The following is a 17,281-nucleotide window of genomic DNA, read 5'->3' as shown; positions in this document are numbered from 1 at the left end:
GTGAGCAGAAAGTGGAGCGACTACTGGCTTAGGCCACTAGCGGCTGGTTTCCAGCTCCTCCACCAGGGTTTCCGGCATCGTTTCGCGCACACGGCGAATGAAAATCTCGTTGATGCTCGGAATCTGCTCGCGAAACGCATGCACCTCCACCTGACTGATGAGGTAGCGTAGCAAATCGTTAGGCGTGGTGCCGGCGTGCAACTGAATACGGTCGTAGAAATGGCCGTTTTCGCGCTCTTTGTGTTCCAGCACCTCAAAATCGGGGTGCATTACCATCAGGCGGCCCTGGCCCTCTACCTCATAGGTGTGGGTTTTAAACTGATCCTTAATGGCGCCCACGGGCCCATCAAGCACCTTGCGGCTGCGATTAATCAGGGCAATGTTGTCGCACATCTCCTCCACCGACTCCATGCGGTGCGTAGAGAAAATGATGGTGGCCCCCTTGTCGCGAAGGTTCAGGATTTCGTCCTTGATGAGGTTGGCGTTGATGGGGTCGAAGCCGGAGAAGGGCTCGTCCAGAATAATCAGGCTGGGCTCGTGCAGCACGGTAGCCACAAACTGCACCTTCTGCTGCATGCCTTTGCTCAGATCTTCTACGTTCTTCTCGGCCCAGGCTTTAATATCGAAACGCTCCAGCCACCCTTTAATGCGCTGGGTAGCATCGGCGCGGCTCAGCCCCCGCAGACGGGCCAGGTAGAGCAGCTGCTCGCCCACTTTCATTTTCTTGTAGAGGCCTCGCTCCTCGGGCAAATACCCAATCTGGGCAATGTGGCTGGGGTTCAGCCGTTCACCTCGGAACCGGATTTCGCCGGAGTCGGCGCCCGTAATTTGCGTGATGATGCGGATGAGAGAGGTTTTGCCGGCGCCGTTTGGGCCTAGCAGCCCAAAAATGCTGCCTTCCGGAATATCCAGGCTCACGCCATTAAGAGCAACGTGGGCTGCGTAAGCCTTGTGCACGTCGATAGCTTGTAGAATTGATTGCACGGCGAAGAAGGGTAATGGTTGATCTGCAGCGAATGTAGAATTTTTACTATGTCTTGTAGGATGGATTTCAACCAACGGGCTGCTTTAAGCCTCTAACTCACGCAGGGCTCCTTCCAGTTGGTCGAGGTAGCGGCCGTAGCGGCGCTGCTGCTTGGCCTTGCCCACAACAAACAGCGCCGTTACTACAGCCGCAAACCCGGTGCAGCCCAAAATGAACACCGTAACGTTCCGGCCCCAGTGCTCGGCTCCGGGGCTCAAGTAAGCTAGCATTTCTGCGTGCGTCTTGTACAAAAACATCCCGCATACCACTAGCAGCACTCCAATGCCCATCATCCAGCTTGTTCGCAACACCTGACGCAGCTTCTGGGAAGTCGTTTTCAGTTGGTTGTAGAGGTCGGCGCTACCGCCTTCCATTTGCCGCACCAGCTGCAGGCGCCGGTACATAGACGCCGCCAGCATCACCAGCAGCGCCGCCACCAGCCCCACAAACATGAGGCGCGATTCGGTGGTGAGAGACTTCCGGTTGAGGATGTTGAGGAGGTTGAAAAGATTCAGCAACAGAATAGGAATGCTAAGCTTCATGTCCCGCTGAACATTTTGCTTTAGCTGGGCAATAGGACCGGTGGTGCGTTGGGCTAACATAGCGCGTAAATTTTGTTCAGTGGTTTCGGGAGTAGGTGCCGGGCCAGATGGCTGCTCCTGCCAGCGGCGGCGAAAATCATCGAGTTCCATTAGGCTGGTTGAGTTAGTAGGTGGCGAAGCTTGTCTTGCACGCGGTGCATTTTCACGCGCACATGGTTTTGGGTGATGCCCAGGATGTCGGCCATTTCCTCGTAAGTGCGCTCCTCCAGATACAGCAGCACGAAGGCCTTTTCCACATCCGAAAGCCGCTCAATGGCGCGGTATAACTGGCCTAGGTCTTCCGCATCGGGGCCCGCATCGGGCGGCGGAGCCACGTCCGGCACCGTGTCGCCGAAGCGCTCGGCCACTGGTTTACGGCTACGCTGGCGCAGGTCGGAGATGGCTACGTTCAGGGCAATGCGGTAGAGCCAGGTGCTGAACTTCGCCCTCGCCTCATACTGCGGATACGCCCGCCAGAGCTGCAGCACAATCTCCTGGTATAAGTCTTGGCGGTCGTCGGCATCGGCGCAGTACATCCGGCAGATGCGGTGCAGCATCGGCTGGTGGGCATTCACATAGGCCACAAACGGCTCGGCAGAAAGGGGGGTTGGCACAGCGAGGAGACAAGGGAAGCAATGTACACTACATGAGTCGGCGCGCTAGGTCAGGCATTACACTTCAACGCAAAATTATTTTGGAGCCTTGCTGCTTAGCTATAGGAACACTTGCTGGGACGAAGTTCCTCTGTGTATCAGCCTGCTTCAACAAGAGGCCTAGGCTACGTTTCTTAACACTGTTCAGAAAAATTCTAAATAACAGCCAGTCTATTTACAATGATTCCAAATAAGGTTTTATCTTTGTGCTACTGTCCACCTACCTACTGTTGTATTTATGACATTCAAGTACGCTTCGCTGGCACTAGTTGCGCTGGCTTTTGGCTTTTCTTCCTGCGATAAAAACGATAGTGAGTCAGCACCAGCTTTGCGGACTAAGCTGGATGCTAGCACATTAACTAGCTCATCTAAGTACACCGAATCGTTTAAGGATGCCAACGGGCAGTCAACGGTAGATCTGACCACTGCTAACCAGCGGCTGGATATGTTCTCGGAGCTGAACTCGTACATGTCACTGGTGGCTGTAGCCGCTCCGGCTACTCCCCAAACGCTGGATGTAGTTAAGCTGCGCGGATATTATGCCAACACTGGTGGCTACTTCACGGGTGCTGGCCTAAACTCTTCGGGCCTGCAACTCCGCAACACCACAGCGGCTTCGTTCCCAGCGAACAACGCAGAAACCGTCCGCACTTATATTGATACCAAGCTAGCCCAGCTGGCCACCGCCAGCCAGTCAGTAAACAACGTTGCTACGCCCGGCAACGCTGGTCGCCTGGGTCGTTACCTGGTTGATGCCAACGGATTCGAGGTTAACCAGATCATTCAAAAAGCTCTTCTTGGCGCTTTGTTGCTCGACCAAATCGACAACGTGCTGCTGACTGACAACGCACTATCAGCCAATAACAGCAAGGTGGTAGACGGCAAAACTTACTCTGAGCTGGAGCACAACTGGGACCTGGCCTACGGCTACCTCACCAGCAACGCCATCATGACCACCGACATCAACGCCACTCCTCGGGAGCGTTTCTTGGCTGGCTACCTGAATGAGAAGAATGGTCCGGCCTCTCCCGGCGTGTACCTGGCCTTCCTGAAGGGCCGTGCATCCATCGTCAATAACGATGCGGCCGGCGTGAAAACCCAGGCTGGCATTATCCGCACCGAGCTGGAAAAAACCATTGCCTTGGCGGCCGTATCGTACCTGACGAACTGGAAAGCTGCTTCTGCGCTTGATGTGAAGGCACACGCTCTGGGCGAGGGTATCGGTTTCATCTACTCGCTACGCTTCTGCAGCAAGTACGGTGCTGATGCAGCCTTCTCCGACAACATCCTCAACGGCCTGACGAGCGGCGCTCAGGGTGCTTGGAGCCTGACCAATGCCCAAGCTGACGTGGCCATCAACGCCATCAAAGCCAAGTTCAACATCTAGTAATTTCAACCTATTTGTGCAAGTGGCATTAGGCCAACGGGTGAGACAGCCGACGCTGCTTTTCCCGTTGGCCTTCGCCGTGCCCCTCTTCCGATGAAAAAGTCTGTATTATTTGCGCTGGCCCTCGTGTTTGCTGCGCTTGGTATTATCAGCTGCGGTAAAGACTCGGGCGGCGACCAGCCCAGCCCAGACGCCTCTGTTGATCGTAAAGCGCTGCTCACGCAGTGGGCCGATAGCTTGGTGAAGCCAGGTTACCAGCGCCTCAACGACAAGCTGGTGACACTGAAAGCCAAAACATCAGCCTTTACTGCCGCCCCTACTGCGGCCACGCTAGTGGCCGCTCGCCAAGCATGGCAGGCTGCCTATGTGGAATGGCAAAAAGTGGAGCTTTACGAGTTTGGCCCCGCTGAGCAGGTAAGCCTGCGCAATCACTTCAACATCTACCCCGCCGACGCAGCTGGCATTAACAGCAACATCACGCGCGGCACGTACAACTTTGAGTTGGCAACGGCTATTCCCCAGCAGGGTTTTCCAGCGCTTGACTACCTGCTTAACGGCATTGCCGCCAACGACGCGGCCATTGCGCAGCAGTACGCCACCTCGGCGAATCATCGCCGGTACCTGACAGATGTAGTAGCCAAGATGGAGCAAACCTTTGGTACGGTATACACCCAGTGGAACGGCTCCTACCGCGAGACGTTCATTAACAACACCGGCACCGACGCTAGCTCTTCCCTCTCGCGGGTTATTAATGCTTACTCGCAATACTTCGAGCGGTACCTGCGCGCTGGCAAAGTGGGCATTCCGGCCGGCACAATGAGTGGCACGCCCAACCCCGAAAAGATGGAAGCGTACTACCTGAGCGGTGCACTGCCTTTACAATTGGCTACCACGGCGCATACCGCGGTGCAGCAGTTCTTCAATGGCCGCGCTGGCCAGCCTTCTCTCAAGAGCTACCTTGATGCCGTAGGCGCCAAGGATAGCCGCACGGGACAATCCCTGAGCAGCTTCATTAGCACCCAGTTTGGCGTGTCATACCAGCGGCTCAGCTCCCTCGGCCCCGATCTGTACACCACCCTAACCGCACGCAATACTGACGCTGTAGCTTCCTACAACGAGATGCAAAAGGCCGTGCGCATGATCAAGGTTGATATGACCTCAGCGCTGGGCATTACGGTTACATATGTCGATAACGACGGCGACTAATGCTTAGTAGCTCCCTGCAGCGCTACTTCTCTTCACTTACCCCAGTGGCTCCGCTGGCTACGTTCCGGTTGGCTTTCGGGCTGCTGGTACTGGCCAGCGTAGTGCGTTTTTGGGCGAAAGGGTGGATTGCGGAGTTGTATCTGCGCCCGAAGTTTTTCTTCAGCTACTATGGCTTTGAGTGGGTGCGGCCGCTGGGCATGTACACGTATGGCCTGTTTGTAGTGTGTGGGTTATGTGCGCTGCTGGTAGCCGTGGGCTACTGGTACCGCACTGCCAGCATTGGGCTGTTCCTGAGCTTCACGTACATCGAACTCATGGACAAGAGCACCTACCTGAACCACTACTACTTCGTGAGTCTGGTAGCGTTGCTACTCATCATGCTGCCAGCCGGACGCTATTTCTCCTTCGACGCCCACCGGCACCCGCAACGCTGGCGTAACGAGGTGCCGCGCTGGACCGTTGATGCTCTGCGCTTGCTCATGGGCATAGTGTACTGCTACGCTGGCCTAGCTAAACTTAACTCCGACTGGCTGGTGCACGCTATGCCACTACGCATCTGGCTACCGGCCAAGAATGATTTACCCCTGATTGGGCCTTTGCTAGGCCAGTTGTGGGTGGCTTACGCTTTCAGCTGGTTCGGCGCCCTCTATGACCTGACAATACCGTACTTCCTGCTTAACCGCCGCACCCGGCCCCTGGCCTATGTTACCGTAGTGGTGTTCCATGTGCTGACGGCCATCCTGTTTCCCATTGGCATGTTCCCATACGTGATGATGGTGGCGGCGCTGATTTTCTTCCCAGCTGAGTGGCACGAGCGGGTACTGAAACGCCTACAGGGGCTGCTGCGCCGTGACTCCGCTCCTCAGCGGCCGGTGGTTCCCTTGCATTACAACCCTGTGCAGCGGCAGTTGTTACTCGGCGCACTGGGCGTCTTTTTCCTGGTTCAGTTGCTGTTGCCGTTCCGCTACCTGCTGTATCCTCATGAGCTGTTCTGGACGGAGGAAGGCTACCGTTTTTCCTGGCGGGTGATGCTGATGGAAAAGATGGGCCAGGTGCAGTTTAGGGTGGTCGACAGCCAAACTAAGCGGGCTTTGCTGGTTAACAATTACGAACACCTGAGCGTGCTGCAGGAAAAAATGATGAGCACCCAGCCTGACATGATTGTGCAGTTTGCTCACTACCTGCGCGACTATTATGCACGCCAAGGTGTGTATGCTCCCCAAGTGTACGCCGATGCCTACGTCAGCCTGAACGGGCGACTGGGCAAGGCGTTCATTGACCCTTCCGTGAACTTGGCCCGCATCCACGATGACCTGCGGGCCAAGCCCTGGATTTTACCCTTCGACGATGAAATTACCGGTTTATAGCGCGGCGCTAGTCGCTAGTATGCTCACAGGTACCGCCGTAGTAGCCCAGCAGGTTAGCCTGCAGGGGCGCGTACGTGAGGCGGGTAAGGGCCAGCCCGTTAGCGGCTGCGAGGTATATGTGCGTGGCTCTCGCCAAATTGCCCGCACCGACAGCGCCGGCGTGTTTACCCTGAACCGCTTGGCTCCCGGCCGCTTGCAGCTTCAACTTTCCTCTATCGGCCACGAGCCGCTACGCACTGAGGTAAAAGTGTCTGCCGAGGGCGGCGAGGTTGATTTTGAGCTAACCCGCCGAGAGCGTCAGCTCCGGGAGGTGGTAGTGGCCGCCCAACAGACCAAGTTCGGGCAAACGCGCTTGCGCGAAGTGGAAGGCACCGCCATCTTCGCGGCTAAAAAGTCGGAGGTCATCATCCCCGACAACCTAGTGGCCAACCTAGCTACCAACAATGCCCGGCAGGTTTACTCGCGAGTAGCGGGGCTAAACATCTGGGAAAGCGACCAGGGCGGGCTGCAGCTGAGCATTGGCGGACGAGGCCTAGACCCCAACCGCACAGCCAACTTCAACGTCCGGCAGAACGGCTACGACATTTCTGCCGATGCGCTAGGCTACCCTGAAAGCTACTACACCCCGCCCACGGAGGCCATCAAGCGTATTCAGCTGGTGCGTGGGGCAGCCTCGCTGCAGTACGGCACCCAGTTCGGTGGCTTGCTCAACTTTGAGCTACGTCAGCCCGAGCCTGACAAGACCGTAAGCGTAGTATCGCGCCAGTCGGTGGGCTCCTACGGCTTCTTTAATTCTTTCAATAGTGTGAGCGGCACGGTAAAGAAGCTCAGCTACTACGGCTTCGCCCAGTACAAGCGTGGCGACGGGTGGCGTCTCAACTCCCACTTCGACAGCAAAACAGCCTATGCCGATGTGCGCTACCAGCTAACGGAGAACTTGAAGCTTGGGGGCCAGTTTACTCACATGGATTACCTGGCTCAGCAGCCAGGGGGCCTCAGCGACCGGCAGTTTGCGCGCGATGCGCGGCAGTCGAACCGGGCCCGCAACTGGTTTGATGTTGACTGGAACCTGTTTAACCTGTCGGCCGATTGGAAACTCAATCCACGCGCAAATATTAACCTGACCACCTTCGCCCTGGTAGCTTCGCGTAAGTCACTGGGCTACCGGCCTAACTTCGTGGAGCGCGCCGACGACGATACGCAGCTGCGCGACCTGATTTCGGGTCAGTTCCGTAACGTAGGTCTCGAGGCCCGCTACCTAAATCGGTACGGCCTCGGCGACAGCAAGAGCGGAGTGCTGCTGGTAGGCACGCGCCTATACCGTGGCTACAGCCATAACGTGCAGGGCTTTGGGCCGGCGGGCCGCAAAGCTGATTTCCGCTTCGTTGACCCTTCGGAGGGCCTGAGCAGCCAGTCGTCTTACTCCGACTATCGCTTTCCTAACTACAACGCGGCGCTTTTTGCCGAAAACATCTTTTACTTCGGCGAGAAGTTTTCTCTCACCCCTGGCCTACGCTACGAGTACATCCGGACTCGCGCTGAAGGCAGCTATGGCAGCGTGGAGCGCGACCTGGCCAACAACATCATTGCCAGCAATACCTACCGGGAGCAGCGCACCAGCCCCCGTGGGTTTGTGATTGGAGGGCTGGGTGCCAGCTTTAAGCCGGTGGAACAGCGTGAGTTCTACGCCAACATTTCGCAGAATTACCGCTCCATTACCTTCAGCGACATGCAGCTTGCCAACAACTCACTGGTAATTGACCCTAACTTACGCGACGAGCGTGGCTACTCCGCCGACCTAGGTCTCCGTGGCGAGCAGGAACAGTGGCTGACTTACGACCTGAGCCTGTTTGCCCTGCGCTATAATAATCGCATTGGGGAAGTGCAGACCTTCGACGCAAACGACCGTATCCTCCGCTTCCGCGGCAACATTGGCCGAGCCCTAATTCTAGGCGTGGAGTCTTACGCGGAGGTGGATATGCTGCAACGCCTTAACCTTGCCACTGGGTCAGACCGTTGGCGCTGGTCAACGTTTGGCAACGTGGCCCTGATTCGCAGCCGCTATACAGCCAGCCAGAATAAGCAGGTAGTAGGCAAGCAGGTGGAGTTTGTGCCTAGCGTAAATCTAAAGGCGGGCATGCAGGGCGGTTTCGGTCCCTTCAAGGCCTCCGTTCAATTCACCTACCTATCGGACCAGTTTTCGGAGGCCACTAATGCTCCTAACAGCCCCCAAGACCGCCTGCCCGATGCCAATTCCGCCGTGGTAGGCCTAATTCCGGCTTATCACATTTGGGATGCTTCCCTTTTATGGGAGCGGCGCTGGCTGAAACTGGAAGCTAGCGTCAACAACCTGAGCAACACCATCTACTTCACCCGCCGCGCCACTGGTTACCCTGGTCCCGGCATACTACCCTCCGATCCGCGCAGCTTCTTCCTGACAGCGGCTGTCAAGTGGTAGCCTGAACGCGTTGGAACTACTCTCAACGCGGCAGCTCTACACTCCTTGATACAGTAAGCTCTAGGCTACCTTTCAGAAGTGGCCTAGGGGTCATAAGACCACAATGGTTTTATGACTTGACTTATCCTCTCTGCTATGTGTATAGCTAGCAGGTGGTAGTGTGTCAAGTCGTAATAATTTGTTTTGCTGCTCATCGCAACACAGATTGTCACGTTACAACCCACTTCCCGGAAACAAAGAGCCCGCCTTCCTCTTCAGGAAAGCGGGCTTTTTGCTGTAAACGGAATCCGGAAAATCCGACGAATTCGTCTATATCCTTGATTACTGGAAGTACTCCTTCACTTTCTCGAAGAAGCCTTTCTCGTTCTTGCCGGGGTTCGGAGTAAAGTTCTGGGCGTTGCGCAGCTTCTCCAGCAGCTCCCGCTCTTCACCCGTTACGCTCTTGGGCGTCCAAACGCTGAGATGAATGAGCTGGTCGCCGCGGCCGTACCCATTAATGTCCTTGATACCCTTGCCGCGCAGGCGCAGGATCTTGCCGGGCTGGGTACCCGGGTCAACCTTGATCTTTACTTTGCCCTCAATGGTCGGCACCTCAATGCTGGCACCCAAGGCCGCGTCCACAAACGAGATGTACTGCTCGAACATGATGTTGTTGCCATCACGCTTGAGCAACTCGTGTGGCTCCTCCTCAATCTGAATGAGCAAGTCACCGGCCACACCACCACGCTCGGGGTAGTTGCCTTTGCCGTTCATAGAAAGCTGCATGCCTTCTGCTACCCCAGCCGGAATATTGATCGGGATAACCTCTTCGTGGAGCTGGCGGCCCTCGCCGTGGCAAACGACGCACTTGCTGGTTACTACTTTGCCTTCGCCGTTACAAGTGGGGCACGTAGCGGTGCTCACCATCTGGCCTAGCATGGTGTTCACCACGCGCTTTACCTGGCCTTGGCCGTGGCAGGTGCCACAGTCGCGCAGGTCAGTGCCGTTTTTAGCGCCTGTGCCCGAGCAGGTGTTGCAGGCCACGTAGCGCTTCACCTTAATCTTTTTCTCGACGCCGTTGGCTACCTCCTCCAAATCAAGCTTTAGCTTGATGCGTAGGTTAGACCCTTTGCGCACACGCCGGCCACCCTGGCCACGACCACCGCCGCCGAAGAAGCCCTCGAAGCCGCCGCCCCCGAAGATGTCACCGAACTGGGAGAAGATGTCCTCCATGTTCGGGCCACCACCGTTGCCGCCCATGCCCTGATGGCCGTACTGGTCATACCGGGCGCGCTTGTTCTGGTCCGACAATACCTCGTAGGCCTCAGCGGCCTCCTTGAACTTGTCTTCGGCCGTGGGGTCGTCGGGGTTTTTATCGGGGTGAAACTTGATGGCCACCTTACGGTAGGCCTTCTTAATCTCATCACCCGACGCGTTTTTGGCTACGCCCAGCACCTCATAATAATCTCGCTTCGTTGCCATGGCAATAGAAATGCGCGTCGTTTACTGTTATTGGCCCAATACCACCTTTGCGTGGCGGATTACCTTGTCGCCGAGGTAGTAGCCCTTTTCAATCTCGTCTACAATCTTGCCCTTCAGCTCATCCGATGGGGCCGGAATCTGAGTAATGGCTTCATGCAGCTCCGGATCGAATGCGCCCCCTTTAGCTTCCATCGGAACAAGGCCCTTCTGGCTTAGGGTTTTCTGGAGCTTATTAGAAATGATATCAATGCTCTCGCGCACGGCGCTGGCATCGTCGGTGTCTTTGGTGTGATGGCGGGCCCGGTCAAAGTCATCGAGCACGGGCAGTAAAGCCACCATTAGCTCCTGGTTAGCCGTCTTGAACAAGTCAGCGCGCTCCTTGGTGGTGCGGCGCTTATAGTTCTCAAACTCAGCGGCCAGGCGCAAGTATTTGTCCTTCAGGGCACTCAACTCGGCATCAACGCCAGAGCTAGCAGCCTGAGCGGTATCGTCTGAGGCTTCTACTTCCCCTATTTCGGGGGCATTAGGCTCCTGAGGCAGCTCACCAGTTACGTGGTCAGCTGCTTGATCGAATTGAGTTTCTTCTGATTGTGGTGTTTTATCGTCAGCCATTTTCGCTTGAAATCGTCGGAATGGGTTGAATCTTGAGGACATAGGTGACAGCACAGGGCGCAAGGAACCTGCCAAAGCCCTCTTCTGTGTCAATTTGGCACGAGAACTACGAACAGCTGGTGTTTAGTTCAGACGAGGTGGCGGGCTATTGCTTCACCCTCGTATTTTCGACACAACTTATCTGCTTCATCATGACTATCTGCTTAACGCGTGACAGTGTCGCCAACGGCGATGATGACAACGCGCCGCATATTTGCCGTTTTATAGTTCCTGACAACACTTCACTAGCTGAAATACTACGGCTTATCCCTACACAAGCTTACTTAGCTACCATTGGCGGCGGCAAAGCAACTTGGTCGGTAGTGTCTGGTAGGCCAGTGGCAGTTGTTGCGCAGCAATGGTCAGAGACTAAGCTTCTCTCCTGGCAAACTTCTCGCCTCACAAGTCTGAATGTTACCGACAATACTCTCTATCTGCATTTTAATTACCATGCACAAATAGAGCCTGAAATTGTCTATCAGGTTTTGTCACGCTTGAAGCTTACTAGTAGCAGATAATGCTTACTCCGCGTGCAGCGCCTCCCAAATCATATCCTTTAGCTTCTGGATATTTTTGTTGGTGAGGCTAGAGATGAACACAGAAGGCAAATCGGTGGGCAGGGTCCCACGGATTTCTTCCTCCAACTCTTCATCAAGCATGTCGGATTTTGAAATGGCCAGCAGGCGCTTCTTCTCCAGCAGCTCGGGGTTAAATTGCTGTAACTCACTCAGCAGCACCTGATACTCTGCCGCAATGTCCGGCGAGTCGCAGCTGATCATAAACAGCAGGATGGAGTTGCGCTCAATGTGGCGCAAGAAGCGTGTACCTAAGCCTTTGCCTTCTGCTGCGCCTTCGATGATACCCGGAATATCGGCCATCACAAACGACTTATAGTCGCGGTAGGCCACTACCCCAAGATTGGGCGTGAGCGTGGTAAAGGCGTAATCGGCAATCTTGGGCTTGGCCGCCGATACAACTGAGAGCAGCGTGCTTTTACCAGCATTCGGGAAACCTACCAACCCCACGTCGGCCAGCAGTTTCAGTTCCAGAATTACCCACTCATCAATACCGGGCTCACCGGGCTGGGCATAGCTGGGGGCCTGGTTGGTAGCTGACTTAAAGTGGTCGTTGCCGAGGCCACCCCGCCCACCGGGCGTCAGGATTAGGCGCTGGCCGTCTTCGGTTATTTCCAGCTTTTTCTCGCCGGTTTCCGCGTCACGGGCAACAGTACCCAATGGCACCTGAATAATAATATCATCACCCTGAGCACCTGAGCGCAGGTTTTCGCCACCATTCTCGCCGGGTTTAGCAATCAGGTGTTTCTGGTACTGCAGGTGTAGCAGCGTCCAGAGCTGGGAGCTGCCTTCCAGAATAATATGCCCCCCACGGCCGCCATCGCCCCCATCGGGTCCGCCGTTAGGCAGGCCTTTGGCCCGAAAGAAGTGGTGAGAACCAGCTCCGCCCTTGCCCGAGCGACAGTTGATTTTAACGTAGTCAATGAAATTATTGGAAGCCATGCTGCTGCGCGTACTTAAAAAAAGTCATCCTGACTATTCCGCCCTTGCGGCGGAATAGTCAGGATGACAGAGGATTCTGCCACCACCCAAGCGGGTAGCAGCTGCAAAGTTACGCTTTTACTTCGTCGGTTGCCTGTCGGCTATCTTGAGCAGTAGCCGGCTGGTGCTTGTTAAGGATGCCACAGATCTGACCGTATATGTCTTCAATAGCGCCAATACCGTTTAGGGAGTGAAATTTACCCTGCTTAGCATAGTACCCAGCCACCTGCGCCGTTTCAGTATTATATACCGTTACCCGCTTACGAATTTTGGTTTCGTCCTGGTCATCGGGCCGGCCGGAGGTTTTACCGCGCTCCAACAGCCGCTTTACTAGTTCCTCCTCGGCCACTTCCAGCGCCACCATGCATGACACACTGGTGTTGTGCTGGGCCAGCAGTTGGTCGAGGCTCTCGGCCTGAGGAACTGTCCGCGGGAAGCCATCGAAGATGAAGCCGGCCGCCTGCTTGTTATTTTTCAACGCATGGTCAATCATGCCGATTACCACTTCATCAGGCACCAACAGACCTTCGTCCATCAGTTTTTTTGCCCGTAGGCCTAGGTCAGTACCCTGCGCAATTTGAGCACGGAGCAGGTCGCCGGTGGAAAGATGTACCAGGTTGTATTGAGCAATGAGCTTCTGGCTTTGCGTTCCTTTACCGGCACCGGGAGGGCCGAAGAGCACGAGATTCAGCATGGCAAGCGGGTATTTCGCGAGGAAAGGGAAAAACAGGTGGTTGAGGAAAGATAAGCAATGCGGAGGTAAGCCGCTGTACGCAGCCCAGCGAATTTTAGCTAGGAACCGCGTTATACTGCTTTATACACGTCGGGGTAGTTGCGGCCTAAGCCATCATAATCAAGCCCGTAGCCCACAATAAAATCGTTGGGAATACTCAGGCCTACGTACCGGATCGGCAGCTCATGCTGCAGGCACTCTGGCTTCAGAAACAAGGTAGCCACTTCCAGAGAAGCAGGCTGCTTGGCCGCAAGGGTATCCAAGAGCATACGCATGGTGTGGCCGGTATCCACAATATCCTCTACAATGATAACGTGCCGGCCTTTGATGTCTTCTGACAGGCCTAGAACTTCTTTTACGCTGCCGGTGCTGCTAGTACCTTGGTAAGAAGCTACTTTGATGAACGACACCTCACAATCGAAACGGAGGCCTTTCATTAAGTCAGCCACGAACATGAAGGAGCCGTTGAGCACTGCCACGAACAAGGGCGTTTTGTCAGCGTAGTCTTGCGTAAGCCTGGTGGCCAGTTCCTGAATAGCCGTAGTTAGTTGCGCAGCTGGCAGGTACGGCTCAAACTGCTTGTTATGCAGTGAAATATGGTCCGGATTCATCCGTATGGGGTTAGGGCCCTGGGCGAAGATGGGCCCAAAGGTAGTAGAAAAAGCCGCCCCACTTGTTTGGCAGAGCGGCTTAACCCACCACATGTTACTTTTATTTGGGCTCGAAGCCCCTATGCCTGAACGGTGCTCCTAGCATAGATGGCACGTAATTACGCGTAGGATTTAGAGCTGGCGCATGCGCACAAATACTGCGTCGGTGGCCTTGGGAGCCAGATCGGCGTACTTCACATTTGGCCGCGCGTGCATCTCGGTTTTGGGCAGTACTTCTCTACGCACTACGGCCCGGCTTGGCGCGGCAATGTGCGGTGCAATTACCAACGACACAATGCTCATGAGCTTGATGAGAATGTTCATGGAAGGGCCAGATGTATCCTTAAACGGGTCACCTACAGTGTCGCCAGTTACGGAGGCCTTGTGCGCCTCAGAGCCCTTAAACTCCATCTTCCCATCAATCATCACGCCCTTCTCAAACGACTTCTTAGCGTTATCCCAAGCCCCACCGGCGTTGCTCTGGAACATGGCCATCAGCACACCCGAAACGGTAACTCCCGCCAAGGTACCACCCAACACCTCAGGCCCGAAGCTGAAACCAATGATAACCGGTACTACCAGCGCAATGGCCCCCGGCAGCATCATTTCCCGGATGGCCGCCTGAGTGGAAATGGCCACGCACTTCTCATACTCCGGCCGGCCGGTGCCTTCCATAATCCCAGGAATCTCCCGGAATTGCCGCCGTACCTCCTGTACCATGGCCATAGCAGCCCGCCCCACGGCTGAAATTGCCAGCGCCGAGAAAATAAAGGGAATCATAGCCCCCACAAACAGCCCGGCCAGCACGCGCGCATTGCTGATATCAATGGAGGTGATGTTAGCCGTGCCCATAAACGCTGCGAACAGCGCCAGTGAGGTTAGCGCCGCGGAGGCAATAGCAAAGCCTTTGCCGGTAGCGGCCGTGGTATTACCTACGGCATCTAGAATATCGGTCCGCTCCCGCACTTCCTTGGGCAGCTCACTCATCTCGGCAATACCGCCGGCATTATCGGCAATGGGGCCGAAGGCGTCAATGGCCAGCTGCATGGCGGTAGTAGCCATCATGCCGGCCGCCGCAATAGCTACGCCATACAGGCCCGCACATTCATAACTGAGCACGATACCGGCTGCCAGCACGATAATAGGCAGTACCGTAGACTCCATGCCCACGGCTAGGCCACCTATCACCGTAGTGGCGTGCCCCGTGCTACTCTGCCGCACAATGCTGAGCACCGGCCGCTTGCCCATGGCCGTGTAATACTCCGTAATGATGCTCATGAGGGTACCTACTACCAGGCCTACCAGCACGGCGTAAAACACGTTCATTGCGCTGAAGGTGATACCACGAATTGTTAGGTCTTCGGTAGGCAGCATCCAGCGGATAATAAAGTAAGACGCCACTGCCGATACCAACACGGAAACGTAATTGCCCAGGTTTAAGGCCGCCTGTACATTCCCGTTCTCTTTCACCCGCACCATCAGAATCCCAACCAGCGAGGCCAGAATACCCATGCCCGCAATTACCATGGGTAGCAGAATGGGGGAAAGTCCCTGAAACTGGTCTCCGCGGGCTACCACTTCCCGGCCGAGCACCATAGTGGCGAGAATAGTAGCCACGTATGAGCCAAACAGGTCGGCACCCATGCCAGCCACGTCACCCACGTTGTCGCCCACGTTATCGGCAATGGTAGCGGGGTTGCGCGGGTCGTCTTCCGGAATGCCCGCCTCTACTTTGCCCACCAGGTCAGCTCCTACGTCGGCAGCTTTGGTGTAAATACCCCCTCCCACTCGCGCAAAGAGCGCAATGCTTTCGGCACCCAATGAAAAGCCCGTTAGCACCTCCAGTGCCTTTTCCATCTCCACCCCGTTGGCTCCGCCATTCTGGCTCACTACAAACATCTGATAGAACACAATGAACAGCGAGCCTAGGCCTAGCACCGCAAGGCCCGCTACCCCCATCCCCATCACAGAACCTCCCGAAAAGGATACGTTCAGGGCATTGCTTAGGCTCGTGCGCGCCGCCTGGGCTGTCCGCACATTAGCCTTGGTAGCAATCTTCATCCCGATGAAGCCGGCCAATGCTGAAAATATAGCTCCAACTAAAAACGCCCCCACAATAACAGGGCTTGATTTCTCGCCCGTGCTCCCCAAATAGAACAGGAAGGCACTAGCTATCAAACCGAAAATTGTTAGCACTCGGTACTCTGCTTTCAAGAAGGCAAGGGCTCCATCAGCAATGTAGCCGGCAATTGTGCGCATGCGTTCATCGCCAGCATCCTGACGAGTAACCCAGCCTGAGCGCACCCAGGTATACAATAAAGCCAGCACACCAAGCGCTGGCACCACGTAAAGAACATTCATCATACACGGTGGGAATAGGGTGAGGTGTTGGGTTGAAAGCAGAAAGAGATGGATTCTGAGGGTAAAATATAATTTATTACCTAATCCTCAAGCTTTCAGCAACTACCGCTACCCCCTCCTCAAGCCTGATATTTTCACCCAAATGCGCAAAAAGCCGCCCAGATTAGTCTGAGCGGCTTTTTGCGCGTCATGAAATTAGCAGTGGCCTACAGCTTCTGCAGCAATACCTGATATAAGGCAAGCATGCTCTCAATGTCGCGCTTGTCCACTATCTCGTCTGGCGAGTGCACATTGTCTTCCGGAGCCCCTATAAAACACCAGTCCCACGGTTGTGAGCCGTGTTGCAGCTCCTTAGCATCAGAGCCCCCGCTGCCTTCCACCTCCAATTGGTGCGGAATACCGGCCTCTTGCGCAAGACGCCGGATACGCTCCACGTAGCTGCGACGCGGAATCAGGGAGTCGCGCAGAGAAATAACCACTCCCTTACCAGGCCGCACGCCCTCCGTTACCCACGTAATATCCGAAATGAGTGCCTGTCGAACCCCATATGTCTCGTAAATGTACTTAGCCAGGTAGGCCACGGAGCCTCCCCCATGCTCTTCCCAGCAAGAGAAAACAATGACACCATCCTGCAGCGTCTCACATAAGCGAAGCGCATTCCAAACTCCCAGTCGGTTATCCAAATAGCAGCTCTGCACCGTGGTGTCTGTTTCCCTAAAATCACAGCGAAATGTTAGCTCAGTACCTCGCTCAATCTCCCGCTCATATTCGTAGGTAAGTGCTCCATCTCGCTCGCTTACTACAAGCGTGCACTCAATTTTTCCCTGAGCATCTTCGCCCACTAGTTGGTAGCCTGTTTCAGCATCGGGGCCTCCAATTCGAACTAACTGCTTCCCGTACCGGACGGTGAATCCAATGCTATCAATGTGCGCAAAAACGGCAGTACGAGGTCTTCCGAATACCAGGATAATACAATCCTGAAACTCTTCACCTTGTAAAACGGTTGGTTGAGTCTTCCACCTTTCTTTATTCTGCTGAATATAATTTAGTAGGAATTCAGATAAAGGAGCTTCGTTGCCGGAGGGTGCGGCAATCTGACATAGGGTGTGTAAAAGCTTCATAGCGGGGGGCTTGTTTGTCCAAAACCAGGATAAAAGTCCTAATTTAGCCTTTTGGGAGGCAGTTTCGCCAGT

The 17,281-nt window shown here is 55.2% G+C and carries 15 protein-coding genes; 5 read left to right on the top strand and 10 right to left on the bottom strand.

The window, feature by feature from the left end; genetic code table 11:
• Window positions 1-36 precede the first annotated feature (36 nt).
• The 3 genes from HMJ29_RS11780 to HMJ29_RS11770 form a co-directional block, all read right to left on the bottom strand.
• Window positions 37-984: an ABC transporter ATP-binding protein gene (locus HMJ29_RS11780; protein ID WP_171591677.1), complete on the bottom strand. Its 948-nt coding sequence runs from the start codon at window positions 982-984 to the stop codon at window positions 37-39.
• An 84-nt stretch (window positions 985-1,068) separates the two neighbouring features.
• Window positions 1,069-1,716, bottom strand: coding sequence for a hypothetical protein (locus HMJ29_RS11775; protein ID WP_171591676.1), 648 nt, complete (start codon window positions 1,714-1,716; stop codon window positions 1,069-1,071).
• Window positions 1,716-2,219, bottom strand: coding sequence for an RNA polymerase sigma factor (locus HMJ29_RS11770; RefSeq protein WP_216634051.1), 504 nt, complete (start codon window positions 2,217-2,219; stop codon window positions 1,716-1,718). Before HMJ29_RS11770 ends, HMJ29_RS11775 begins: the two co-directional genes overlap by 1 nt.
• Before the next feature lie 277 nt (window positions 2,220-2,496).
• On the opposite strand from HMJ29_RS11770, the gene HMJ29_RS11765 reads away from it, so the two are divergent.
• From HMJ29_RS11765 to HMJ29_RS11750, 4 genes are all read left to right on the top strand, one after another.
• Window positions 2,497-3,645 (top strand): DUF4856 domain-containing protein, encoded by a 1,149-nt coding sequence (locus HMJ29_RS11765; protein WP_171591675.1) that lies wholly within the window; start codon window positions 2,497-2,499, stop codon window positions 3,643-3,645.
• Window positions 3,646-3,738: 93 nt separating this feature from the next.
• Window positions 3,739-4,851 carry an imelysin family protein gene (locus HMJ29_RS11760; RefSeq protein WP_171591674.1) on the top strand — a complete coding sequence of 371 codons (1,113 nt, stop codon included), beginning with the start codon at window positions 3,739-3,741 and terminating at the stop codon, window positions 4,849-4,851.
• A complete protein-coding gene (locus HMJ29_RS11755) occupies window positions 4,851-6,218 on the top strand; it encodes an HTTM domain-containing protein (protein ID WP_171591673.1) in 1,368 nt (455 codons plus the stop codon). The genes HMJ29_RS11760 and HMJ29_RS11755 overlap by 1 nt, the downstream gene beginning before the upstream one ends.
• A gap of 19 nt (window positions 6,219-6,237) precedes the next feature.
• Window positions 6,238-8,676 (top strand): TonB-dependent receptor, encoded by a 2,439-nt coding sequence (locus tag HMJ29_RS11750; protein ID WP_171591672.1) that lies wholly within the window; start codon window positions 6,238-6,240, stop codon window positions 8,674-8,676.
• A gap of 321 nt (window positions 8,677-8,997) precedes the next feature.
• Here HMJ29_RS11750 and dnaJ read toward each other — a convergent pair whose 3' ends face one another.
• Window positions 8,998-10,137: a molecular chaperone DnaJ gene (dnaJ, locus tag HMJ29_RS11745; RefSeq protein WP_171591671.1), complete on the bottom strand. Its 1,140-nt coding sequence runs from the start codon at window positions 10,135-10,137 to the stop codon at window positions 8,998-9,000.
• A 27-nt stretch (window positions 10,138-10,164) separates the two neighbouring features.
• The gene (locus tag HMJ29_RS11740; protein ID WP_171591670.1) at window positions 10,165-10,749 is read right to left on the bottom strand and encodes a nucleotide exchange factor GrpE; all 585 of its coding nucleotides are present in this window, start codon (window positions 10,747-10,749) and stop codon (window positions 10,165-10,167) included.
• An 86-nt stretch (window positions 10,750-10,835) separates the two neighbouring features.
• Between HMJ29_RS11740 and HMJ29_RS11735 the strand changes: the two genes are divergently transcribed.
• Window positions 10,836-11,306 (top strand): hypothetical protein, encoded by a 471-nt coding sequence (locus HMJ29_RS11735; protein WP_171591669.1) that lies wholly within the window; start codon window positions 10,836-10,838, stop codon window positions 11,304-11,306.
• A 3-nt stretch (window positions 11,307-11,309) separates the two neighbouring features.
• On the opposite strand, the gene obgE is transcribed toward HMJ29_RS11735, so the two are convergent.
• From obgE to HMJ29_RS11710, 5 genes are all read right to left on the bottom strand, one after another.
• Window positions 11,310-12,305 (bottom strand): GTPase ObgE, encoded by a 996-nt coding sequence (gene obgE / locus HMJ29_RS11730; RefSeq protein ID WP_171591668.1) that lies wholly within the window; start codon window positions 12,303-12,305, stop codon window positions 11,310-11,312.
• Between the two features lie 109 nt (window positions 12,306-12,414).
• Window positions 12,415-13,038 (bottom strand): adenylate kinase, encoded by a 624-nt coding sequence (locus tag HMJ29_RS11725; RefSeq protein ID WP_171591667.1) that lies wholly within the window; start codon window positions 13,036-13,038, stop codon window positions 12,415-12,417.
• A gap of 110 nt (window positions 13,039-13,148) precedes the next feature.
• Entirely contained in the window at window positions 13,149-13,781 is a 633-nt protein-coding gene (gene hpt, locus HMJ29_RS11720; RefSeq protein ID WP_366670393.1) for a hypoxanthine phosphoribosyltransferase, read from the bottom strand.
• Between the two features lie 78 nt (window positions 13,782-13,859).
• Entirely contained in the window at window positions 13,860-16,091 is a 2,232-nt protein-coding gene (locus tag HMJ29_RS11715) for a sodium-translocating pyrophosphatase (RefSeq protein WP_171591666.1), read from the bottom strand.
• A 203-nt stretch (window positions 16,092-16,294) separates the two neighbouring features.
• Window positions 16,295-17,209 carry a M20/M25/M40 family metallo-hydrolase gene (locus tag HMJ29_RS11710; RefSeq protein ID WP_171591665.1) on the bottom strand — a complete coding sequence of 305 codons (915 nt, stop codon included), beginning with the start codon at window positions 17,207-17,209 and terminating at the stop codon, window positions 16,295-16,297.
• Between the last annotated feature and the right edge of the window lie 72 nt (window positions 17,210-17,281).

The organism is Hymenobacter taeanensis (genome assembly GCF_013137895.1).
Taxonomy (GTDB): domain Bacteria; phylum Bacteroidota; class Bacteroidia; order Cytophagales; family Hymenobacteraceae; genus Hymenobacter; species Hymenobacter taeanensis.
The sequence above is the reverse complement of the archived record's forward strand: the minus strand, read 5'-3'. Positions and strand labels throughout refer to the sequence as shown.